Origin of the sequence: Paenibacillus zeirhizosphaerae (genome assembly GCF_030705605.1) — a bacterium.
Lineage (GTDB): Bacteria > Bacillota > Bacilli > Paenibacillales > Paenibacillaceae > Paenibacillus > Paenibacillus zeirhizosphaerae.
This window is the reverse complement of sequence record NZ_JAPCKK010000034.1, coordinates 38024-60544: the sequence shown is the minus strand read 5'-3', so window position 1 is coordinate 60544 and position 22521 is coordinate 38024. Positions and strand designations below refer to the sequence as shown.

General features: G+C 53.3%; 24 protein-coding genes and 1 riboswitch. Of the genes, 13 read left to right on the top strand and 11 right to left on the bottom strand.

All coding sequences use genetic code 11. The features are described 5' to 3' along the window. Positions 1 to 214: 214 nt before the first annotated feature. A complete protein-coding gene (locus tag OIN60_RS21550) occupies positions 215 to 640 on the top strand; it encodes an SRPBCC family protein (RefSeq protein WP_305756930.1) in 426 nt (141 codons plus the stop codon). 99 nt (positions 641 to 739) lie between these two features. Here OIN60_RS21550 and OIN60_RS21545 read toward each other — a convergent pair whose 3' ends face one another. Further along, positions 740 to 1132 carry a hypothetical protein gene (locus OIN60_RS21545; RefSeq protein ID WP_305756929.1) on the bottom strand — a complete coding sequence of 131 codons (393 nt, stop codon included), beginning with the start codon at positions 1130 to 1132 and terminating at the stop codon, positions 740 to 742. After that, positions 1104 to 1895: a ParA family protein gene (locus OIN60_RS21540; RefSeq protein WP_305756928.1), complete on the bottom strand. Its 792-nt coding sequence runs from the start codon at positions 1893 to 1895 to the stop codon at positions 1104 to 1106. The genes OIN60_RS21545 and OIN60_RS21540 overlap by 29 nt, the downstream gene beginning before the upstream one ends. A 319-nt stretch (positions 1896 to 2214) precedes the next feature. Here OIN60_RS21540 and OIN60_RS21535 point away from each other — a divergent pair, with 319 nt between their 5' ends. Continuing rightward, positions 2215 to 2943 carry an HIRAN domain-containing protein gene (locus OIN60_RS21535; protein WP_305756927.1) on the top strand — a complete coding sequence of 243 codons (729 nt, stop codon included), beginning with the start codon at positions 2215 to 2217 and terminating at the stop codon, positions 2941 to 2943. A 353-nt stretch (positions 2944 to 3296) separates the two neighbouring features. On the opposite strand, the gene OIN60_RS21530 is transcribed toward OIN60_RS21535, so the two are convergent. Next, positions 3297 to 4079, bottom strand: coding sequence for a helix-turn-helix transcriptional regulator (locus OIN60_RS21530; protein WP_305756926.1), 783 nt, complete (start codon positions 4077 to 4079; stop codon positions 3297 to 3299). Between the two features lie 107 nt (positions 4080 to 4186). On the opposite strand from OIN60_RS21530, the gene pyk reads away from it, so the two are divergent. Next, the gene (pyk, locus tag OIN60_RS21525) at positions 4187 to 5602 is read left to right on the top strand and encodes a pyruvate kinase (protein WP_305756925.1); all 1416 of its coding nucleotides are present in this window, start codon (positions 4187 to 4189) and stop codon (positions 5600 to 5602) included. Between the two features lie 100 nt (positions 5603 to 5702). Here the strand turns inward: pyk and OIN60_RS21520 are convergent, their stop codons facing one another. The 4 genes from OIN60_RS21520 to thiM form a co-directional block, all read right to left on the bottom strand. After that, positions 5703 to 6089 carry a hypothetical protein gene (locus OIN60_RS21520; protein WP_305756924.1) on the bottom strand — a complete coding sequence of 129 codons (387 nt, stop codon included), beginning with the start codon at positions 6087 to 6089 and terminating at the stop codon, positions 5703 to 5705. Positions 6090 to 6384: 295 nt separating this feature from the next. Then, on the bottom strand, positions 6385 to 7056 hold the full coding sequence (thiE, locus tag OIN60_RS21515) for a thiamine phosphate synthase (RefSeq protein WP_305756923.1): 672 nt from the start codon (positions 7054 to 7056) through the stop codon (positions 6385 to 6387). After that, the gene (gene thiD / locus OIN60_RS21510) at positions 7053 to 7874 is read right to left on the bottom strand and encodes a bifunctional hydroxymethylpyrimidine kinase/phosphomethylpyrimidine kinase (RefSeq protein WP_305756922.1); all 822 of its coding nucleotides are present in this window, start codon (positions 7872 to 7874) and stop codon (positions 7053 to 7055) included. Before thiD ends, thiE begins: the two co-directional genes overlap by 4 nt. 5 nt (positions 7875 to 7879) lie before the next feature. Further along, on the bottom strand, positions 7880 to 8686 hold the full coding sequence (gene thiM / locus OIN60_RS21505) for a hydroxyethylthiazole kinase (RefSeq protein ID WP_305756921.1): 807 nt from the start codon (positions 8684 to 8686) through the stop codon (positions 7880 to 7882). Positions 8687 to 8791: 105 nt separating this feature from the next. Continuing rightward, positions 8792 to 8895, bottom strand: a riboswitch (TPP riboswitch). 374 nt (positions 8896 to 9269) lie between these two features. On the opposite strand from thiM, the gene OIN60_RS21500 reads away from it, so the two are divergent. Further along, the gene (locus tag OIN60_RS21500) at positions 9270 to 9470 is read left to right on the top strand and encodes a cold-shock protein (protein ID WP_017813974.1); all 201 of its coding nucleotides are present in this window, start codon (positions 9270 to 9272) and stop codon (positions 9468 to 9470) included. Between the two features lie 158 nt (positions 9471 to 9628). Beyond that, positions 9629 to 9844, top strand: coding sequence for a cold-shock protein (locus OIN60_RS21495; RefSeq protein ID WP_305756920.1), 216 nt, complete (start codon positions 9629 to 9631; stop codon positions 9842 to 9844). Positions 9845 to 9909: 65 nt separating this feature from the next. Here the strand turns inward: OIN60_RS21495 and OIN60_RS21490 are convergent, their stop codons facing one another. The 3 genes from OIN60_RS21490 to OIN60_RS21480 all read right to left on the bottom strand — a co-directional run bounded on the left by OIN60_RS21490 (position 9910) and on the right by OIN60_RS21480 (position 11600). After that, positions 9910 to 10728, bottom strand: coding sequence for an alpha/beta fold hydrolase (locus OIN60_RS21490; RefSeq protein WP_305756919.1), 819 nt, complete (start codon positions 10726 to 10728; stop codon positions 9910 to 9912). Between the two features lie 117 nt (positions 10729 to 10845). Beyond that, positions 10846 to 11256, bottom strand: coding sequence for a TM2 domain-containing protein (locus OIN60_RS21485; RefSeq protein ID WP_305756918.1), 411 nt, complete (start codon positions 11254 to 11256; stop codon positions 10846 to 10848). Next, a complete protein-coding gene (locus tag OIN60_RS21480) occupies positions 11256 to 11600 on the bottom strand; it encodes a TM2 domain-containing protein (RefSeq protein ID WP_305756917.1) in 345 nt (114 codons plus the stop codon). The genes OIN60_RS21485 and OIN60_RS21480 overlap by 1 nt, the downstream gene beginning before the upstream one ends. Before the next feature lie 250 nt (positions 11601 to 11850). Between OIN60_RS21480 and OIN60_RS21475 the strand changes: the two genes are divergently transcribed. Genes OIN60_RS21475 through OIN60_RS21450 form a run of 6 tightly spaced genes read left to right on the top strand, consistent with a single transcriptional unit; the run spans position 11851 to position 17802 of the window. Beyond that, a complete protein-coding gene (locus tag OIN60_RS21475; RefSeq protein ID WP_305756916.1) occupies positions 11851 to 12639 on the top strand; it encodes an ABC transporter ATP-binding protein in 789 nt (262 codons plus the stop codon). Beyond that, a complete protein-coding gene (locus tag OIN60_RS21470; RefSeq protein ID WP_305756915.1) occupies positions 12636 to 13451 on the top strand; it encodes an ABC transporter permease in 816 nt (271 codons plus the stop codon). Before OIN60_RS21475 ends, OIN60_RS21470 begins: the two co-directional genes overlap by 4 nt. Next, entirely contained in the window at positions 13448 to 14359 is a 912-nt protein-coding gene (locus tag OIN60_RS21465; RefSeq protein WP_305756914.1) for an ABC transporter permease, read from the top strand. Before OIN60_RS21470 ends, OIN60_RS21465 begins: the two co-directional genes overlap by 4 nt. A gap of 58 nt (positions 14360 to 14417) precedes the next feature. Next, entirely contained in the window at positions 14418 to 15485 is a 1068-nt protein-coding gene (locus tag OIN60_RS21460) for an ABC transporter substrate-binding protein (RefSeq protein ID WP_305756913.1), read from the top strand. Between the two features lie 31 nt (positions 15486 to 15516). Beyond that, positions 15517 to 16398, top strand: coding sequence for a nitrilase-related carbon-nitrogen hydrolase (locus OIN60_RS21455; protein WP_305756912.1), 882 nt, complete (start codon positions 15517 to 15519; stop codon positions 16396 to 16398). Between the two features lie 15 nt (positions 16399 to 16413). Next, the gene (locus tag OIN60_RS21450; RefSeq protein WP_305756911.1) at positions 16414 to 17802 is read left to right on the top strand and encodes an aspartate aminotransferase family protein; all 1389 of its coding nucleotides are present in this window, start codon (positions 16414 to 16416) and stop codon (positions 17800 to 17802) included. Between the two features lie 7 nt (positions 17803 to 17809). On the opposite strand, the gene OIN60_RS21445 is transcribed toward OIN60_RS21450, so the two are convergent. After that, entirely contained in the window at positions 17810 to 19555 is a 1746-nt protein-coding gene (locus OIN60_RS21445; RefSeq protein WP_305756910.1) for a PucR family transcriptional regulator, read from the bottom strand. A gap of 303 nt (positions 19556 to 19858) precedes the next feature. Between OIN60_RS21445 and OIN60_RS21440 the strand changes: the two genes are divergently transcribed. Further along, positions 19859 to 21154, top strand: coding sequence for a M20 family metallo-hydrolase (locus tag OIN60_RS21440; protein ID WP_305756909.1), 1296 nt, complete (start codon positions 19859 to 19861; stop codon positions 21152 to 21154). A gap of 4 nt (positions 21155 to 21158) precedes the next feature. Next, a complete protein-coding gene (locus tag OIN60_RS21435; protein ID WP_305756908.1) occupies positions 21159 to 22508 on the top strand; it encodes an NAD(P)-dependent oxidoreductase in 1350 nt (449 codons plus the stop codon). The last annotated feature ends 13 nt before the right edge of the window (positions 22509 to 22521 follow it).

Below are 22521 nucleotides of genomic sequence, written 5' to 3'. Positions count from 1 at the left end.
TTTTTCATTGGTCGCTTGGGCTTTTTACAGGAATGAAGCCAAACTAGTTCTTCCAAAATGCGAACGTGTGTGCTATTATTTCTGTGTGGCACATTGAAAACTGAATGTAGCGGACGGGTGTAAGAATCTCCTACTTCTGTAAGTTGTAAGCGTGTTCTACGACATGTTATAGTTAGCGAGTAAGCCAGAATTCACTTAAGGAGATGATAGCGACATGACAACAGATCATAAAGCAACCATTACGGTAGAAACTACAGTTGATGCACCAATGGAAAAAGTATGGGCTTATTGGACCGAGCCACAGCATATTACGGAGTGGTCTTTTGCTTCCGACGAATGGCATGCGCCCAAGGCTGAAAATGATGTAAGGACTGGCGGAGCCTTCCTTACACGAATGGAAGCGAAGGACGGAAGCTTTGGCTTTGATTTTAGCGGAGTGTATGATGAAGTGAGACCCCATGAATTGATTGCTTACACACTTGGTGATGGAAGAAAAGTCACAATTACTTTCAGTAATCAAGGGAACGGTACGAAGGTAGTTGAGGTTTTTGAGGCAGAAGGCGAGAATCCTATTGAAATGCAGCAAGCAGGCTGGCAGGCGTTTTTGGATAATTTCAAAAAATATTGTGAAGCTTCTTAAGCTCAACAGGAAACGAGGTCACCGTCCATTGCTGGGTAGCCTCGTTTTTTAATGTTCGAAACTTACGGTGACCATCCTCCGTATATGGTGCCTGAATACTCAGAAGTCTCCTGACTCTTCGAGATCGTCTAGCTCTTTCTCTAATACATAATTAATTAACCGCATTTTGAACCCTTTGTTCTGTTTGGCGGCTATTCTGTTCAAGCGTGCGATCAAGTCATTCCGGATGAGAAACGTCTGACGTGTATGGATATCCTCCACCCGTGGAGGTTTGCTCGCGGCAGTGTATACTTTGACACCTTTCTGGTTCTGTGGTCGTTTCTTTTCGGATGGTTCAGTGAAATGGTTCAGTGAAACGGTTTTATTTAACGATGAACGGTTTCTATCGATTGGCTGATCCGGTGGAGTATCCGTCAGAGTCTCGAATACAGGATCGGTCATGGAGAAAGAAAACAGTTCAAGATCAGCTAACGGTTGTTTTTTCCGCGGCATGCGCTAACACCTCTCTTACCATCTCCCCATACGGGGCGATAAAGCGATGCTTGGGTGTGGACAGAAAAGCCGGTCTTCGCTCATAAGCGACCGAATTGGCATATTGCATTGACTTCGGGATGACGGTGTCATACATATGTAACCCCTTGGAATGACAGTATTTTCGTGCCAGCGGCAGCATTTCCGAGTACAGGGCGGTGATGTCGTCCACCTTCATGGCCACGATGCCATCGATGATCAGTTCCGGGCGGTGCTTCTTCTGAAAATCCTGGATGACGTCGGCCATCTGGACCATCGCGGCCACCGCAAACGTCTCCGGCTCGATCGGGATCATGATCCGATCCGCAGCCCCGAGAACATTCCACATCAGCATCCCTATAGCGGAAGGCGTGTCGATAAAAATAAAATCGTATGGGTCCCGAATCTCCTCGAGTGAGCTTTTCAACAGATATAGTGGATCTGGGGAAGCATCAAAGGTGAGGGAGGCCATTCGTTGATTGGCAGGGATCAGATCGAGCCGCTCTATAAGCGGGATTTTGACGTCCTGGATGGGAACCTCTTCGGTCAGCGCATTATAAATGGTGTGCTTCAGTTGGGCAGGGGACTTCCCGAAAGCGATGGCCAAATTGCCTTTAGGGTCGGTGTCCACGAGCAACACACGAGCCTTCGGCAGCTTCTTAACCATGGCCGCTGCCAGATTGCTGATGAAGCTCGTTTTCCCTACACCGCCCTTATTGGTGACAACCGCATAAATAATACCCAAAGCGCATCCCTTCTTCCTGAATGGTGTATAGTTCCATTCTATGAAGATATGTTGCTATTCTTTCGGATATTTCAGGGAAATGTTTCAGTCTGGATGGGAGCCCCCTTCAGACGCATTGCCTGTGCTTTTTTTTCAGACCGATTGCACCCGGCAAATGGTTCAGCTTCGTACATAACATGGTTATCATTAAGCAAAAATCCTTAGGTAAGTTCATAACCAAGATCATCCTCATCATCCGGGCCCAAAACGATACAAACGAGTTCAAGCATACGTCCCGCATTAAACTACGTCGCGACTTAATATTAAGGGAGTTTTCAGCATGAGTGGAATTAAAAACAAGTTATTACTTAATTGGAAGGGTCAAAGTAAAAAAAACTATTTGGTTGGCACTCTTGAGAAACAACCCGAAAAATACATTTTTAGATACAACAAAGAGTTGATTGACGAGGCAAAAAAAGAGGGCTTTTCCCCTTTTGTCGGTTTAAGCGACGAAGAAAAGATCTACAGCAGTAATAAGTTGTTTTCTATTTTTGAGAGAAGAGTACCTAATTCAAATAGAGCCGTATTTAAGAAATTTCTTCAGGAAAATGAACTTGACGTTGATGAAGATGTTGGATGGGAATACTTGCGATTAACAAAAGGTAAATTAGCAACCGACAGCTTATCGTTTCAGCAACCAGCAATTTATAAATGTGATAAGGAGATTCTATCACTTAGTTTTGAGGTCGCGGGTTGGTCAGTTACCAAGGATAAGAATAAGCCACTTGATATCGATAAAGATGTTAAGCTACAAATTGATCATAAAAATGAGCATGACGAACAGGCTGTAGAGATTATTGATCCAGAGAACAACACGAGGATTGGCTTTATCCCAATACCGTTTAACAGTATTTTCCATTATATTTTGATCAATAATTTTAATGTAGTTGGTAGTGTTTACAATACGTTTAATGAGGATAATAGACCGAGTGTTTTGGTTGCTTCTCGTGTGCCACGTGAGGTTGTTGAACAACAAAAAAATTTACTGTATTTAATTGAATTTCAATAAAAGAGGGACGGCCCTCTTTTCAATTTTGTTAAACCAGAGATTGCGATTTCCGGTTGTTCTTTTTAAGTTGGGGGATACACAAAAGCAGCGGAGAGGACGAAGCAATTCCGGAAAAGCGGAGCGTTCACCTTTGGCCCGAAGGGTCAACAGTGATTGTAGGAATGCTTCGTTCTCGGAGCGTCTCCCCACGCACGAAAAGAGTACCCGGTCAAGAGCCTTTGAGGACACCCTTTTTTTATATGAAGGCATGAATAATATGCTAGGATATGTGGTTGCCCAGGAGCCAAGTCTGGACCCGGTGATGTAGTCAACCAGGGACTTTGCTAAGCCCGCATCTGAAAACGTCTATATGGTTACTTTATCCGCGAGCGCTCATGCAGGAAGTCAGATGGGGAGCCGCCAGTCATTTTTTTGAAAATACGATGAAAATACGTAGCATCCCGGTAGCCGAGGTACTCCGACACCTCCTGCACGGTAAGCCGCGATTCTGTCAGCATATACATAGCAGTCTTCATCCGGCGGTTGTGCACATATTCGCTGATCGTCTGGTTGGTGACACTGCGGAACAGGGAGGCTGCATAATTGGGTGTGCGCTGAATAACCTCGCCAAGCTCCTCCTTGGTCACCTTTTCCCGATAATGCGTCTGGATATACTGCTTCATCCGCTCCACATGTCTGTGCTTGTCATCGGCAATGATTCCTCGATCCCATTCCTGGTTGATGTATATTAACACCTCTGTCAGCAGCGCTTCCACCATGTGCTTGTAATACGACGGCTTATCCTCCCACTGATGAAGAATGCTCCGCAGCCGTTCGCGGACCAGCTCGTAGCAGCCCAGCTTCAGCTTCAATATTTTGGAACGGTCCAGCAGCGGCAGCCCTTCACCGGTACATGAATTATGGAAAAGAATCACATACTTGCTGTGGAACAGGGTAGGTATGCTTTTTCCATAATAGGCCAGCCGGGGCGGAATCAGCAGCATGTCGCCCTTGTTGACGATAACCTTCTGTCCTTCCACCCAATAGACACATTTGCCGTAAGTGACGAGGCATAGGGCATGACTGTTCGGATATGCAGCGCTCTCTGCGTACCAGTCCATCCCCTGATGATGCTGTACATCTGCAACTATGATCATACGACGCTCCCCATGATTGTACTATAGTCAATTTACTATACTATATTTCATAGTCTGACAGGAATGGAAACGCTACAATTAAGAAAAAACAGAGGAGATAGATCATCATGATGAAAACAAAAATTATTTGTACCATCGGCCCAGCAAGCGACTCGGTTCCAGTGCTGAAGGAGATGATTCAAGCAGGGATGACGGTGGCCCGCTTGAACATGGCACACGGGGAGCTGGACGAGCATGTGCAGCGTATGAAAAATGTGCGTCAAGCGGCGGCTGAGCTGGGGACGTTCGTGCCGATTATGATGGACATCAAGGGTCCTGAAGTGCGGATTGGCAAGCTGCAGGAGGCCTCCTGTGTGCTGAAAACCGGGGAAGAGCTGATTTTGACGACGGAAGAAATTCTGGGCGATGCCCAGCGTATCGGCGTGAACTATCCGGATTTGACCCGGGATGTCAACGAAGGAGACCGCGTTCTGATCGATGACGGCCTTATTGATCTGACGGTATCGGCTGTCGAAGGCACGGAAATCCGCTGCAAGGTTGTGAGTGGCGGTACGCTGAAGCCGCGCAAGGGTGTAAACCTGCCGGGCATCCATACCTCCCTTCCAGGTGTCACCGAGCGTGATGTGAAGCATATCGAGTTCGGCATTCAGAACCAAGTGGAGATTATTGCAGCCTCTTTTGTGCGTAAAGCAGAGGATATTCTGGAGATTCGCCGTATTCTGGAAAGCCATCATGCGGGACATGTCCAGATCATCTCCAAGATTGAAAATCAGGAAGGCATGGAGAATCTTGATGCGATTATCGAAGCCTCCGACGGCATTATGGTGGCGCGCGGCGACCTGGGTGTCGAGGTGCCAATTGAGACGGTGCCAATGCTGCAGAAGGAAATGATCGACAAGTGCAATCTGGCCGGCAAGCCGGTTGTCGTTGCCACGCATATGCTGGAATCGATGCAGGTGAATCCTCGTCCGACTCGGGCAGAGGTGAGCGACGTATTTAATGCGGTCGTTCAGGGCGCAGACGTCGTTATGCTGTCCGGGGAATCGGCCGCGGGTAAATATCCGGTTCCGTCGGTGAAGACGATGGCTTCCATTGCCAAGCAGGCGGAATCTATTATCGATTATCGGGAGCAGTTCAACAAGAAGAGAGCAGGGCAGGTCACCAATATTACCGAGATCATCAGCCAAAGCGCTGTAAGCTCATCACTGGAGCTGAAGGCCAAAGCGATTATTCTGGCAACCGAAAGCGGCTTTACCGCACGGATGATTTCCAAGTACCGCCCGGAGGCGCCCATCATTGCCGTTACCCAGCACCAAGAGGTACTGCCGAAAATCTGCCTGTTGTCCGGTATCATTCCGGTTCTGGGAGGCCAAATGACGACTACGGATGAAATGTTTGAAACAGCCACACGTAATGCCATCGAGACAGGATATATTTGCAAAGGGGACACCATCGTGCTGTCCGCCGGTGTGCCGATCGGTAAAACGGGCAATACGAATCTGATTAAGGTGCAGCAGGTATAACCCTTATTTCATATATCACTTTCATTGCGGGTCGTAAGCAGGAGCCATAATCGCAAGAAGGCACGGACCTTTTCCTTAAAGGTCCGTGCCTTCTTACTGTTTATATCCCGTGGACACTCCGTGTCACAATTTCAGTTAACTCTGCTTTTTGCGCTGCATATTGCTCCCATGTAATGCTGCCTTGAGCAAACCGCTGATTAAGCTGGGCCGTCAGCTCCGCCACCTGCAGGCGGATGGCCTGATCCAAATCAACGCCGCTCTCGCTAGCAATATCGGCCATTGTTTTACCGTCATACAATGCATTATATAATTCTTCGTCAGAGGAAAGACCCAGTACCTGAACAATATCTTCTTTAACAGCCTTTGTTTCCTGCTGTTTCGGCTTGACGGCTGTGCTCGCGGACGCTGTGCTGCTGCCCAAGGATTCGCCGATGGAAATGGCAATGGCCAGCGTGCTGAACATAATGATTCTTTTCAAATTCTTCATAAGTATCTCCTTCTTCTTTTTGACTGGAAGGGGCGGTTACATGTTGTATTGTAACCCTTCAATCTTAAACGCAGCTTAAAATAGGCTAAAAAAAACAGCCAGCAGGCTTAAAGGGGCCGAACTAAGGTTCAATGGGAGCAGCGAACAGGCCAGGTGGAGATTCATCCGCCGGCCATCGGGGGCCGGCAGCAAGAGGAGGATACGGATGAAGAATCTTTCACCAGTCTGTCCTTGAGTGCAAATGACCGGCTGGAGCGGTTTGGTTTTTGCGAAAAGAGTTATGTGAACGGCGCGATTAGCCGTGCAGAGCGGCCAAGGCCGCAGCCGCTTGTCTGGGATCTTCCGCGCCGGAGATGGCGGAGATGACGGATACTCCATCCGCTCCGGCGGCAAGTACGGGCGGTGCATTCCCGGGGGTGATGCCGCCGATGCCGACAAGCGGAATGTCGATTCCGAGACCGCGCAGCTCTTGGATCAGTCGTGTACCCTGAACAGTACGCGCATCGTGCTTCGACCGGGTCGGATACACGGGGCCAATGCCCAGATAGTCGGCTCCGTCGCGGATAGCGCGCCCGGCTTCTTCCAGGGTATGCGCGGATACGCCGACAATGGCTTTATAACCGAGCCTGTCCCGCAGCGAATCAGCCGGCGCGTCCTCCTGTCCGACATGGATGCCATCCGCACCTAGGGCAGCCGCCATATCTACATCGTCATTGACGATGAAAGGCACACCGCCTTCACGGCACACGGCTTGCAGCTCCCGAGCCAGCTCGTAAGCAGCTTGCCCGGTCAAGGCACCAGCTCCCTTCTCCCTGAATTGAAAAAGGGTGACCCCGCCAGCGATCGCTTCCCGCAGAACCGCAACAGGGCTTCTATCCGGGCAGTTGATGCTCCCCATAATGAAATACACAGCAAGCTGTCTGCGTACTGTATCCGGTTCGGGACGTTGATCGGAATAGCTGTTCATTCCATATCACCGCCAATCTTTGCAGCTTTAAGCCTGTAGGCAAAATGGTTGGTCGGCCCATGCCCTGCTCCAATGCCAAGGCTGTTCTCAATCGCGGCCTGGATAAAGTCCTTGGCGACACGCACCGCTTCAGTCACGGCGAGCCCGCTTGCGAGCCCGGCCGTGACCGCTGCGGAGTACGTGCAGCCGGTGCCATGTGTATGCACTGTATGAATACGCGGGCCATCAAATGCGGTAAATGCAGCGCCATCATACAACAGGTCTCTCGCCACAGCCCCGCTGGCGTGTCCGCCCTTCATAATGACCAGCTCCGGTCCCATGGCATGGATGCGCCGGGCCGCTTCCCGAATATCTTCGGCTCTGAGCAGCTTCATGCCTGTCAGCATTTCCGCCTCCGGCAGGTTCGGGGTAATGATCCGTGCGAGCGGAAGCAGGTCCCGGATCAGGGTGTGCACCGCGTCCGGCTTAAGCAGCGGCGCGCCGCCCTTGGCGACCATAACGGGATCGATGACGAGCTTGCTCCAGCCATAACGGGCGATCCTGTCTGCGGTCACGGCGATGATCTCCGCGCTATACAGCATGCCGGTCTTGACCGCATCCGGCGTGAGGTCTGCGCCGATCGAATCCAATTGGCTGCCCACTGCCTCCGGTGTGAGCGGGAAGACCGCCTGCACACCAAGTGTATTCTGTGCGGTGGCAGCCGTAAGCGCAGACATTCCGTACACGCCGAGCTCCTGAAAGGTTTTGAGATCCGCTTGAATGCCTGCGCCTCCACTACTGTCAGAGCCTGCGATGGTTAATGCTTTAGTTATGTTCATGTCGGTCACCCTGCGCTGTCCGGTACGGGCGTGATGGCTGACATCCGGTTCAATTGTTCTTCACCCGCCAGAGATAGTTGGTTCAGGAGCTCGATCTGAAAGCTGCCAGGTCCCTGGCCTTTCGTCCGGGCTGCTGCGATTTCTGCCGCGACGCCGTAGAAGGAGACGGCTTCGGCTGCTGCCTCAAGCCGCTGGTCGCCCGCTACGGCAAGGAATGCTGCTACGACGGAGCTGAGCAGGCAACCGGCGCCGGTCACCTTGGTGAGAATAGGGTCGCCATTGGCAATGAGAAAGGTCGTGGCTCCGTCGGTGACGATGTCCTCCTTGCCGGTGGCAATGACGATGCAGCTTAGCTTGTGGGCCGCTTGCCTGGCAAGCTGGATGGCATTACCCGCACCTTGGCCGGCATCCACGCCCTTGATCGCCCACGGCTCCCCGGCAACGTGTGCGATCTCGGCGGCGTTGCCGCGCAAAGCCGTGAGGCGCACGTCGGATACGAGCCGATGCGTGGTGGCTGTACGGTAAGGCGTGGCCCCCGCACCCACAGGGTCCAGGATGACGGGAATTCCATGTGCATTGGCAGCTTGCCCGGCCAGGGTCATGGCCTTAATGGAATGGGGATTTAAAGTGCCGATATTCAGCGAAACGGCCCCGGCCATGGCGGCGATATCGGCTACTTCCTCATGCGAATCGGCCATAAAAGGCGAAGCTCCCAGCGCCAGCAGCCCATTCGCCGTAAAATTTGTGACCACCATGTTGGTGATGTTGTGAATGAGGGGATTTTGCTCACGCACTTTAGTCAGAAAACGCATAACTCGATTCCTCCCTTTCTCATACAGACAAAAGACCCGCCCATTTCCAGAGGAAACGGACAGGTCTCACGAATACGATCCATAACAAGATCGATGGATGCCGCAGGACGGTTCGTCTCACTTTCCTCCGCTGGTATGGTCCAGATCAGGTTCAAAGGGTCCGAAGCGAAAGCTTCGTCTCAGCCGGAAAGGCTCCCCTAGTGATGAACAAGTCATTATTCAATTCATGTCTGCATAATACTATAAACAGGTTGATCAAGGCTTGTAAAGGCTCAAAAGTATGCGGTCTTTTCAAATGTGGGAAGCCATTTTTCTGAAGAAAGTATAATAAACGGCAAAGGCGGGAATGAATAAAGAAGTAAGTGTCTTTCCCTTTCACAAATGCAATGAAGAAATTGTTATTTCGCTGGTAATTGTATTCTGGATGTGCTATAATGAATTTATTGGAATACTAACCTGCATTCGCATATTGTAGAGGGTTATTATTTTAGATTAAGGGAGGATAACCTTGTACAATATGTGAATTTTTATTTTTTGAACAAAAATAGAAGTCATGTAAAAAATTATTTGGAGGTATTTCCATATGCAAACAGGAACAGTTAAATGGTTTAACGCAGAGAAAGGCTTTGGTTTCATCGAGGTTGAAGGCGGTAACGATGTATTCGTACACTTCAGCGCAATCCAAGGCGACGGCTTCAAAACTTTGGACGAAGGTCAACGCGTTGAGTTCAACGTAGTTGAAGGAAACCGTGGTCCACAAGCTGAGAACGTTGTAAAACTGTAATTCTGCCACGCTGCCCCGAACTTTAGTTTGGGGCTTTTCTTTTAGAGCAGCAACCACGAAAGGGCGGTCTTTTTTTATAGAGATGCGCCGTTTCTTATTGTGGCAGGGACAGATACCTTTATATCGCTTGACAATTCATGAGAAAAGAGGGGACGTTCATGTACAATTCACGCAAAAAACCAATGGAAGAGACTCCTGAGGAGATCACTACAATTTGGTCTTGCACCAGTGAAACGTGTAAAGGCTGGATGAGAGATAACTTTGCATTCTCCACTCAGCCGACCTGCTCTCTATGCGGTTCCGTGATGGAGAAAAGCGAGAAAAAGCTTGTCATACTTGTCAACAACAGCTTCGCCCCAAGCAAGAACAGTTGAGTTTACAGCCATTTTTTTATCAAGGCACCGGCCCAAGGCCGGTGCTTTTTCTTATGTGATGCAGGCTAAGAGGCATCAGGATCCTGCAAAATTTGCAGCAGCGTGCGGTTGAACAACTCCAGTTCATCATAAAAGACCGCATGACCACTCTGTTCGAAGCGGACTAGCTGTGACCCGCGAATGCCCTGCTGTAACTGGAGTGCTAACGGGAAGAGAGCGACTTGATCCAGCACTCCATGCAAAATCCAGGTTGGCTTCTGAATATGGGGAAGATCCGGACGCAAATCCTCATCCCTGAAGGTACGAGCGGCTGCGGTAGTGCCATGCAATGAAGCTTGCAGCCCAAGGCTTTGCGTCCATTCTCTGAAGCTCGGGCTGATCTGGCTGGCGAAAAAGCGCTGACCGAAATCATACAGCATTTGTGGTCTATCCTGGTAGGTCTGCTCAATCAGCTTCGTAACATCCGAGGGAAGCAAACCATAGGGGAAGTCTGGTCTGCGGGTTAGGGAGGGGGCGGCAGCATCCAGCAATATGAGCTGTGATATACCGTATCCTTGATGATGGTTCATATACCGGATCGCAATGGCTCCGCCAATGGAAAAGCCGACGAGCCTAACCCTCTGCAGGCCGAGCGTACGAATGATCGTAAGCACATCATCTGCCAGACGATCATAATGATAACCGTGCCATGGATGATCTGACAATCCGAAACCCCTCATATCCGGCAAAATGCAGCGAAACCCGTGAGTTGGAAGCTGGGAGCTTTGATATTCATACATCCGATGATTCAGCGGCCAGCCGTGCAGCATAAGCACAGGAGGCCCCGCCCCTATATCTTCAACAAACACTTTGACATTCGGCTCTACCGCGATGTAACGACCCATAAATTTCCGCCCTTCTTTCAAAACATGTTCTTCTATGAGCATATGTCGGTGAGTGCCCCCGCAGACGACAAAAAAACTGTCCGTCAGAGTCTTCTCGGATGGACAGCTTTCATCATTTTATATATGAGGTTTGTTCGTCAGGCGTAGCTGGTAAATTTGAGTGATAATCTCATCCTCTATACGCTGATTCCATTCACGCACCATACGGGGCATCAGGAACAGATCCACGATCACCCACACCGTCAGCGCCCCGCCGAACAGTACCAGGAGGATTCCTGACAGCATCATGAACGGCCCGCCTTCTACTTCCACTGTAACAGAGAACACGATGTAAAAAATAAATGCCAGAATGAACAGAATCAACTGCGCAACAGCCGTGGCAATCCGTTTCAGATAAAAACGGTGTACTCCCAAATGGCCGCCGATTAGCATGATGTAGGCGAGAGCCAGCGATTTTTCCGTATCCCGCATGGCCGAATTCAAAATCAGCATTTCATTGACGGTTAACTGGTCTTTGGTCAGCTTCATCAGAATACCACGTTGTTTTCAAAGGATCTTCTGGATGTGATCTCATGGATCAGCCGATCCTCTACTTTATCGTTATGATCTTTAACCCAAGTGTGCAGGAGGAACGCATCTACAATCCACCAGATGGAGGTGACAATCATTCCGACCAGGGTGATCGAAAGAATCAGTTGTGCAACTGCGCTTCCGGTTCTCTTCATGTAAAATCGGTGTCCCCCAAACATGCCTAGGAAATACCAAAGTACATAAGCGACGACCATATTTTTGCCTTGTGCCTTCACTTCGGATTCCAGCAGCATCAGCTCTCTGGTATCCAACTGACTTTTTCTGGCAATATTGTAGTTCAATGGACATGCCTCCCGATGATTTGACAGGTAAAAACATGTTTATCGTATCAGATTTTGAGTGGGGTGACGAGGGGGAGTTGCGTCTTTCTTTAACTCCTGATCCATTCCTTACTCTTTGTGGCATAATGGACAGTTTGACTTAGGGGTTAGGGGTGGTTTTTTGACTTGTTGTCTAATGAACAGCAGCCATAGTGTCTGTAGAATGTAAATAAAATACACATAAGCCGGTAGAGAGGGGAGGTAAAATACCATGAATGTGACGGGAACTCAACTGGAAATTGTGATGAATGAAGTGACTATGCGGTACAGGGTGGAGCATGGCGATGTGCTGGCGCTGCAGCAGGTGAGTCTGAGTATTGCAAAAGGAGAATTTGTCTCTCTGCTTGGACCGTCGGGATGCGGAAAAACGACGCTGCTGCGCCTGATGGCCGATCTGCTGCAGCCGACAGCGGGGGAGGTGAAGGTTGCGGGCGGAAGCGCGGGTGCCGCGAGATTGGCGCATAAGTACGGCATCGTGTTTCAAAGTCCGGTTCTGTATGACTGGCGCAAGGTGCGGGACAATGTCGCTCTTCCCTTGGAAATGATGAAGGTCGGTAAGGTGGAGCGTATGCGAAAAGCTGATGAGCTGCTTGAACTGGTCGGACTTCACGATTTTGGGAACAAGTACCCGTGGCAGCTCAGCGGTGGCATGCAGCAGCGTGTGGCGATTGCGCGGGCGCTGTCGATCGAGCCTGAAATTTTGCTGATGGATGAACCCTTCTCCGCACTGGATGAATTCTCTCGTGAACGGCTAAATGAAGAGCTGCTGAACATCTGGGCGCAGGTGGGTAATACGGTGGTATTTGTCACGCACAGCATTGCAGAGGCGGTCTTTCTGTCTGACAAGGTGTTCGTGCTGTCTCCCCATCCCGGCAGGCTGTCGGCGGTGGTGGATATTCCGCTGTCTCGCCCGCGCACGTCTGAAATGCGCAGTCAGCCCGCTTTTTTCGAGCTGATTACCCATATCAGGGAGCAGTTTGAAGGAGGAGAGTCGCTATGAAGGGAAGGGCTGTACTGATACGCTCGAAAATGCTGCCGCTGCTGCTGTGGGTGCTGCTCCTGCTCATGCTGTGGGAAGCACTGTCGTGGATGCTGCTTCATCTGCTCCAGGTTCCGCTAGCTCAATCCAAGCTGCCTTATCTTCATGAGCTGGCTTCCACATTTATAACTTATCGCGGCACATTGCTGCAGGAAGGTGCCGTAACATGGGTCAACGCGGGAATGGGCTTCGTGCTGGGCGCTGCTGCGGGGGTTGTGCTGGCGCTGCTGATGAGCCTGTCCAGATGGATGGAATACGCCGCTCTTCCCTATGCCGTCGCTTCGCAAATGATCCCCGTGCTGGGGCTTGCGCCCATTATATACGGCATCGTGCGCGACGAAGAGATTGCCCGCGTACTGATCTCCGGATATATTACCTTCTTCCCTGTGGCCATCAATATGCTGCGCGGGCTGCGCAGTGTATCTCTCTCCCAGCTTGAGCTAATGGCATCCTGCGCCGCCAAGCCGTGGCAGATATATTGGAGGCTTCGTCTGCCGGCCTCGCTGCCTGCTCTGTTCAGCGGACTGAAGATTGCCGCACCGCTCGCGGTCACCGGGGCTATTCTTGTCGAGCTGATGGGGGCACGGCATGGCATCGGCGTCCTGATGCTGCGTAACCTGTATTATGGCTCCTCCCATGTCTACATGTTCTGGTGCACTGTCATCTTCAGCGCCCTGCTCGGCATTATGAGCTATCTGCTGATTGGTCTGATTGAACGGGCAGTGGCCCCGTGGCAGCCGGAATTCCGCAGCCGTGGAGGTGAGAAGGAATGAAGAATAACTCTCTGCCCGAGCCTTCCTTGATCGCCGTTCGTCCGGGTGCTGAAAGGGCTGCATCCGCAAATTTGGATCAGATGGATTCACCGGGGCGTGGGCGTTTCGGCACGGAAGCTTCCGGCTCCGGGGCACGGAAACGGCTGGAAGCTCTCCTGAGAACGCTTGTACCATTGCTGGCGGGAGTCGTGGTGATTGGGCTCTGGCAGGCCGGTGCATTGCACAGCTTGTTTCGATTGCGGACCTACCAGCTTCCGCTGCCCTCTGCCATCCTGGGAGCGGTGTGGGAGAACGCCTCGCTGCTGCTCGATTACACCGTCTATACATTAGCAGAGGCTCTGCTCGGCATGCTGGCGGGTTCGGCTCTGGGTTTTATCATTGCGCTTGTTGCGACAGTCTGGCCGAAATGGGGAGGCGGCGGCGTTTTGCTTACCGCCGCTCTGAATGCGGTGCCGATTGTAGCCTTGGCTCCGATGATGAATCTGTGGTTTGGCGACGGGATTGGCTCGCGCATCGCCATCGTTGCTGTGACCACGATGGCGGCTATGGCCGTGAATGCTCATAAAGGCATGAATGCGGTAGATCCGTTGCTGCTTGATCTCATGAAGGCCAATGCGGCCGGGAAATGGGCGGTATTCCGGTACGTGAGGCTGCAGAGCTGCTTACCCTATGTTTTCGCTGCCATCAAGGTGAACACCACGGCTGCCATGATCGGGGCGATTGTCGGAGAATTCTTTTATTCGTCCAAAGGCCTGGGGTATCTGCTCTCCAACTCAATTAAGGTGGCGAAAATGCCCTTAGGCTGGTCCTGTATCGTGGCTGCCGCTGCTGCGGGCATGCTCTTCTACCTGCTGGCCGACAGGCTGGAAAAGGTATGTATCCGCTGGCATCCGTCGCAGCGCGGCTGAAGTGAAGCATGCCGCTGTGTATTCCATGGATAGAGAGCTATTTAAAGGGGGGAAACCGATGAAGAACAAACGTAAATACGCACGCGGTTCACTGGCTGCGGCCATGGTTCTGCTGCTTGTATCGGTTCTGGCAGGCTGCGGCAGTGGAGAGAGCGCAGGGGAAGAAGGGGCGGCGGAAGGCACGGACGGCGGCGGGGCTGTTGCGGAAGTGCGGCTGCAGCTCAAATGGGTGCCGCAGGCGCAGTTTGCGGGTTATTTTGTGGCTCAGGAGCAGGGTTTCTATGAAGAAGAAGGGCTGGCGGTGGATATCATCCCCGGCGGGCCGGACATCGTGCCGGAGCAGCAGGTGGCGAACGGGGCCGCCACGATCGGGGTGGACTGGGTAGCCAGCCTGTTGGCTCACCAGGAGCAGGGGCTGCCCCTTGTTGAAATCGCACAGGTGTTCCAGAAGAGCGGTCTGGTGCTGGTATCCAAGAAGGAGGCTGGTATAGATACGGCTGCCGCCTTGAAGGGCAAGAAGGTCGGCAACTGGATGGGAGGCAATGAATTTGAGGTGCTGGCTTTGTTCGATAAGTATGGTCTTGACCCGAATACAGATCTGGAGTTTACGAAGCAGGGCTTCACTATGGATCAACTGCTGTCCGGGGAAATGGATGCCGCCTCGGCCATGACCTACAACGAATACCAGATTGTGCTGGAGCAGGGGATCCCCGCTTCCGATCTGAATGTGATCGATATGAATGAGGAAGGGGTGGCGATGCTGGAGGATAACCTGTTCGCCAACCGGGATTGGCTGGAGGCGAACAAGGAGACGGCTGCAAAGTTCGTCCGCGCTTCCCTGAAGGGCTGGCAGTATGCTATCGACAACCCCGAGGAAGCGGTGGATATGGTGATGAAGCAGACGGAGGACGGCAGCACATCACGAGATCACCAGCTCAAAATGCTGGAGGAAGTGGCAAAGCTGATTTTGCCTGAAGGAATGGATAAGGCCGACATCGGCCGAATTGACGCGGATATGTTCAAGCAGACGGCGGATATTGCGCATCAGTTTGGCGTTATTACACAGCCGGCGGACCTGAAGAACGCCTATACGACGGAAATTCTGGAGATGGCCGCCAAGCAGTAGAGTGCTAGTCTAGTAGCGAGGAGGGAGAAGGATGGATAAAGTGGTCATCGGCCTGATTCAGGCCGAGCATCCCCTTCATGGGGATGAGTCGGTCGAGGCTCATAAGGAAGCGGCGGTTGAGCGGCATGTCGAGCTGGTGCGGGAGGCGAAGCAGCGAGGTGCGCAGATCGTCTGCCTGCAGGAGATCTTTTACGGGCCTTATTTCTGTGCCGAGCAGACCCTGAAATGGTATGACGCCGCAGAGCCGATCCCTGACGGGCCGACCGTCATGCGGTTCCGGGAGCTGGCAGCAGAGCTGGGAGTGGTGATTGTGCTTCCGATCTATGAGCGGGAGGGGATCGCCACCTACTATAATACGGCCGCCGTCATTGACGCAGACGGTTCGTATCTCGGCAAATACCGCAAGCATCATATCCCGCATGTAGGGGCGGGCGAGGGCGGTACGGGCTTCTGGGAAAAGTATTACTTCAAGCCGGGTAATATGGGATACCCCGTATTTGATACGGCTTACGCCAAGCTCGGCGTCTACATTTGTTACGACCGTCATTTTCCGGAGGGGGCGCGCATGCTCGGGCTGAATGGAGCTGAAATTGTGTTCAATCCCTCGGCAACGGTAGCAGGAACGTCGGAGTACCTGTGGAAGCTGGAGCAGCCGGCGCACGCGGTGGCGAACGGGTATTATGTGGCGGCGATCAACCGTGTTGGGCTTGAGGCGCCGTGGAATATGGGCGAATTTTACGGCCAGTCCTATCTGGTGGACCCGCGCGGCAATTTCGTGGCGATCGGGAGCCGGGATCGGACGGAGGTTGTGATCGCTGAAATGGATAAAAAAATGATCCGCGAGGTGCGGGAGAGCTGGCAGTTTTACCGTGACCGCCGGCCTGAGACCTACGGGGAGCTGGCGAGCTTGTGAAGGGGGAGAACACTGTTGATAGAGCTCACGAATGAATCGAATGAATCGAACGAGGCGAATGAAGCGCAGCAGGCGGTTGAGAAGGACCGGCGTTATCTCTGGCATAATATTTTGCCGTACAGCAAGAACCATAAGCCGATGATTGGAGTGAAGGGCTCTGGGTCCTGGGTGACGGATATGGAAGGAAATCGGTATTTGGACGCCATGTCCGGCATGTGGTGCGTCAATGCGGGCTATGGTCGTTTGGAGCTGGCGCAGGCGGCTTATGAGCAGCTTGCGGAGCTGTCTTATTTTCCACTGACCCAAAGCCATCTCCCGGCCATACGTCTTGCGGAGAAGCTGAACGAATGGCTGGAAGGGGAGTATGTGATCTTCTTCTCCAACAGCGGCTCCGAGGCCAATGAAGCGGCGTTCAAAATATCCCGCCAATACCAGCAGCAGATCGGCCAGCACCACCGTTACAAGTTTATTTCGCGTTACCGGGGTTATCACGGCAGCTCGCTCGGTGCGCTCTCGGCGACAGGTCAGGCGCAGCGCAAATATAAATATGAACCGCTCGGGTCCGGCTTTCTTCATGTCCGTCCGCCGGACGGGTACCGCCGCCCGGCAGGGCTTAGTCTGACGGCGTTTAATGAGCAGTGTGCGCAGGCTATTGAGGATACGATCATCTGGGAAGGCGCGGAAACGGTGGCCGCTGTCATCATGGAGCCGGTCATTACGGGCGGCGGCATTATCGTGCCCGAGCCTGTGTACGTGGAAATGGTCCGCGACATCTGCACCAGGCACGGTGTTCTGCTTATCATCGATGAGGTCATCTGCGGCTTTGGCCGCTCGGGCAGGAAGTTCGGGCATCAAAATTTCGGCATTAAGCCGGATATGGTCACGATGGCCAAGGGACTGACGAGCGGTTATCTTCCGCTCTCAGCCACGGCGGTCCGCAAGGACATTTATGACGCGTTCAAGGACGAGGATCTGTACGGGCATTTCCGCCACGTCAACACCTTCGGAGGCAATCCGGCCGCCTGTGCACTGGCCCTGCGCAACCTGGAGATTATGGAGCAGGAGCAGTTGGTGGAGCGTTCGCGGGTGCTGGGTGAGCGGCTGATGGCCGGACTCGCCGGCCTGGCGGAGCATCCGCTCGTCGGTGATATCCGGGGCTTCGGCTTCATGGCGGGCATAGAGCTGGTTGAGGATAAAGCAAGCAAGCAGCCGGCTCCGCTTGCCGTGATGACGGAAATGATTAGTCGCTGCAAAAAAGCCGGCCTGATTATCGGGAAAAACGGGGATACGGTTGCCGGGTACAATAATGTGCTGACCTTGGCGCCGCCGCTGTCCTCGACGGACGAGGATCTTGAATTTATCCTCACTACACTGACGAAGGTGATGCAGGAATACACCGGCTGAGCGGCACTCACCCCTGAGCGGAAGAGGGCCTTCGCGGGTTTTGCGGCTTGTCGGGATAGAGCAGTTGATAGGCGCGGAGGGCCACCTGGATGGAAATCCGGTTCTCCGGCTGCATGAAATCCTTGCCGAGCAGCTCCGTTATTTTTTCGAGACGGTAATATAGGGATTGTCTCACGATGAACAGCTTGCGCGCAGCGATTTGCTTGGCGCCGTCATGATCCAGATAGACGCGCAGTGTGAGCAGCAATTCGCTGCCTTTGGCTTCGTCATAGCTGATGATCGGCCCCAGATAGGTTTGGACAAAGGTTTGCAGCGTGGTGCCGTCATTCAGATTCAGGAGAAGCTGGAAAACGCCGAGGTCTTCGTAGAACAGAACGGGTTGGCGATAGCACGTATACAGCGTCAGAGCCTGCATGGCTTCCTGGCAGGCAGAGGGGGCTTCCTGCAGATGTTCATGCGGGCGGCTGATCCCAGCGGTCAGGCTCAGAGGCTTCAGCCGCTCGCCAGGCCGCTGCTTCTGCAGGGAGAGCAGCGCTAACTCCAATCTTTCCTTGGATGGAGCGCTGTGGGACTGCAGGTCAAACACAAGAACGGCCAGCTTGCTGTGGCTGATACTGATCACGGGATGGAAATGAACTCGTTCAAGGACCGAACGCACGACAAGGGACAGGTGAAGTCCGTCCGCTTCATAATCCCGGTTCAGGTGGAGTTCAGGCGTGCCGGAAGGGCTGTTAGGGAGCGGTTCGTCATCCAGCTCAAGCAGGCAGACCCGGTAAGGCTGCCTATGGAGCATCTCGAACTCCGGGCCGATCAGCCGCTTCAACTGCCGTTCATCCGGCGGATTGCCCTGCAGAAGATCTTCCAGCCACGAGCTTCTGGCGAACAGCGTCCGTTCCTCCATCGTGCGGGAGCGGAGCAGTTCCTGGGAGATGGCAAGTGAGGCGGAATCCAGCAGCCTGGTTTCGTGCGGCAGCGGCTGATTCACGCCAATGATGGCGAGGTGAGCCCACACCTGTCCCAACGCCCCAACGGGCTTGACGGCGGCCCATGTAAGCTCTCTCGGATTTTGTACCGAGGGCGGGGCAATCTGGACGATGGATACGGTCTCGACGGATCTATCCTCAGATGGGTTATGGAGCTCCTCTTGTGAAGGGATAACGCCCATCCATTGCTGCAACTGAGCTTGGTCAACGGGCGGGCAGCAGATCACTCTGCCCTCGGCGGGTGCGTATACAATGGGACGGCCCACGCTTTCATGCAGCAGTTGCAGCACTTTGTGCGTGCTTTGCGGCATCAGGGTCAGCCGCTGAAATTCGCGGGAGATTACCTCCGATTCCTGCAGTTGCTTATGGTGCAGATGTACGAGCAGGGAATGCAGATCCAGCGTAATGTCTACAAAACGGATGGTCTTGGCAAATACAATCAAGGGGAAGTTGTGCAGATCGGCATGCCCTTGCATGTCCTCCGGAATGGAGTCCAACCGCGAGCCTAGCTCAATACAGAGGCAGGCTGCACGCCGCTGAATCAGACTGTCGAGAAAGGCGATGGGAGAGCTTCCTTCCTGCTGCATACCCATCCCGGTCGTCAGAATCATTTCGCCGCCATGAATCAGTGTGTCAAAATCACAGGTTTCCAAAATGTGAACCCACCGGATCGGCCTTGCCAGTCCGCCGAAGCCTGCGACGACGCGCGCCTCGCGGAAAATGGGCCTTTGTATCGCTTCCTCAACCGTGCATAAATATCCCCGTTCCAAGATCGGCACCCCGCTTTCCGTATCATTAACCAGGTCTTGCAGATCAAGCGCGTACTCATCTTGCAATAAAAATAAGAGGTTTTTTTACAGATTGTCTAATGCGCAGGGTCAGCTTCGGTATTATAGTTGGATTATATCATGTTAGTATATTTGACTGATAATAGGAATAAAAATTTCATTGAGTATCGGGAGAAGCGAGCTGGCTAGAAAATAACGCCCGAACTTCTTGTCTGTTAAACAATTATGTCATCATTCGGATTATATTCATGTCATTTATCATAACTTGAGAACAGGAGGGACAGCATGGAGATTACTATCCGCAGTGAACGGATTCTGCAGCGCATCGATGCTTTGGCTCAGATCGGAAAAATCAGCGAGACAGGGGTATGCCGCCTCGCATTGTCGCCGGAAGACCGCGAGGCGGTGTTGGTGGTGGAGGGCTGGATGAAGGAAGCGGGGCTGACAACGCGGATCGATGCCTTCGGCAACCTGATCGGCAGGCTGGAAGGCTCTGATCCGCTTGCCCCTGCTGTCATGCTGGGTTCGCATATTGATACCCAGCCTTATGCCGGCAGGTTTGACGGCATTATCGGCGTGATCGGCGCTATTGAAACGGTGCAGCGATTTCGGGAAACCGGGTTTGTGCCGGCTGTTCCTGTGGAAGTGGTGTCGTTCTGCGACGAAGAAGGGTGCAGGTTCAATAAAGGGCTGTTCGGCGTGCGGGGGATGCTCGGCAGGTTGGAGGAAGGAGAGCTTGAACGGACGGACCGGAATGGTGTAACCCGCCGAGAGGCGCTTCTGGCCTTCGGGGGCAGCCCGGATGCCTTCGCGGAAAGTGAATACAAGCCCGGCGCTGTCGGAGCCTATCTGGAGCTTCACATTGAGCAGGGGCCAGTGCTGGAGGCGATGGATCGTCCGGTAGGTATCGTCACAGGTATCTCGGGTCCGATCTGGTGGACGGTGACGATGAGCGGATTCGCGGGGCATGCCGGCTCTGTGCCCATGTCGATGCGCTGTGATGCGCTGGTCGGGGCGGCCAGGGTCATTACGGGGCTGAAGGAGCTGGCTTCCCGGGAAGAGGGAGCGCCTACGGTTGGAACTGTCGGCTCCTTGCAGGTATTTCCGGATTCGCGCAACATCATTCCTGAGTGGGTTCAGTTCACCGTGGATTTGCGGGATATTGACAAGGAGCGGCGGGACCGCCTGGAAGCCGAGCTGCGGGCGCTGATTGCCGAGGCGGCCGAGGAGAACGGACTCACCTATGAAATTCGGGAAGATACAGTAAGCGACCCCCGCTACTGCGCGGAGCGGATCATGAACGTCATCAGCGAAGCGGCGGACGGCATAGGGCTGAAGGATACGCCCAAGCTGATGAGCGGGCCGTTTCATGATGCGATGGAAATGTCCCGCTACTGTGATTACGGTATGATTTTCGTCCGCAGCAAGGACGGCATCAGCCACAATCCAGCGGAATACTCCAGTCCGGGTGATATTGCCGCTGGGACAGAGCTGCTGTATAGGACGGCGCTTGTGCTCTGCGGCAGAGCTGCTTCGCAGCATCCGGGCATGGAAGCACACTCATCATTGAAGGAGGCGTGAACGCATGGATCCATTCAGCCGCAATTTTGCAGAAATGCCGGGACTGACCGCAAGAGGAGCAATGGAGGAGTCCAACCGCTGCTTATATTGCTATGACGCTCCTTGTATTCAGGCTTGCCCGACGGGCATTAACATTCCGTCTTTTATCAAGCGTATCGCAACAGGCAATTTGGCTGGAGCGGCCCATACCATTATGGAATCGAATCCCGTCGGGGCGAGCTGTGCAAGAGTATGCCCAACGGAAGAGCTGTGCGAAGGAGCATGTGTGCTGAACGCCACGTCGGAGCCGATCGCGATTGGCCTGCTTCAGCGTTACGCCACAGACTGGGCTATGGCAGACGGGCGGCGGATGTTTAAGCCGGGGGCTCCCACTGGAATCCGGGTGGCGGTTATCGGCGGCGGTCCGGCGGGGCTGTCGGCGGCAAGGGAGCTGGCCCGGGGCGGATATGAAGTTACAGTGTACGAGGAGCGGCCGTTTGCGGGCGGACTGAACACCTATGGCATCGTATCCTTCCGGCTTCCGCAGCAGATATCGCTGTGGGAGGTCGAGCAGGTGAAGGAGCTTGGCGTGAATATCCGCACCGGGACCAAGGTCGGGCGCGATATTGCCGCAGACCGGCTGCTGGCGGAGTATGATGCGGTGGTGCTGGCTGCCGGCATGGGTTATGTGCCGCCACTTGGGCTGGAAGGCGAGCAACTGGAGGGTGTGTATGATGCCATAGAGCTGGTGGAGAGCACCAAGGAGGGAGTGCCGCCTTGTAGCTTTGCGGGCAAACGGGTGGCGGTGATCGGTGCTGGCAATACAGCGATTGATGCGGCGACCACTGCGATGAGGCTGGGGGCCGGGAATGTCAAAATCGTGTACCGCCGAACCAAGGAGGAAATGACGGCTTACAATTTTGAGTACCGGTTCGCCAAGCAAGAGGGGGTTGAATTTGAATGGCTGACGTCCCCTGCCCGGATTATCGGGGATGATGCGGGCAGGGTTGCTTCGCTGGAGTGCGTCAGAATGGAGCTGACCGGGGAGCGCGGAAAAGACGGTAGACCTGTGCCTGCTCCGGTTGCGGATTCGCTGCATCGGATTGCGGTGGACGTGGTCATATCGGCCATTGGCCAGCAGCGGAGAACGGGCTTGATCGATATGCTGGGTCTTCAGCATGCACGGGGTGTCGTTGAGATTGATCCTGTCACGCGCCGCACATCCAATCCCAAGGTCTATGCCGCCGGGGATATTATTTTCGGTGCAGGCCAGGGGGAAGCGATGGTTGTGTCTGCGGCAGAGCAAGGGAAGCAGGCGGCCTATGCCATTATAAATGAAATGGCTGGGCAGTCAGGAGCCGTGCGTCCTGCCTGACTCCGATAACATG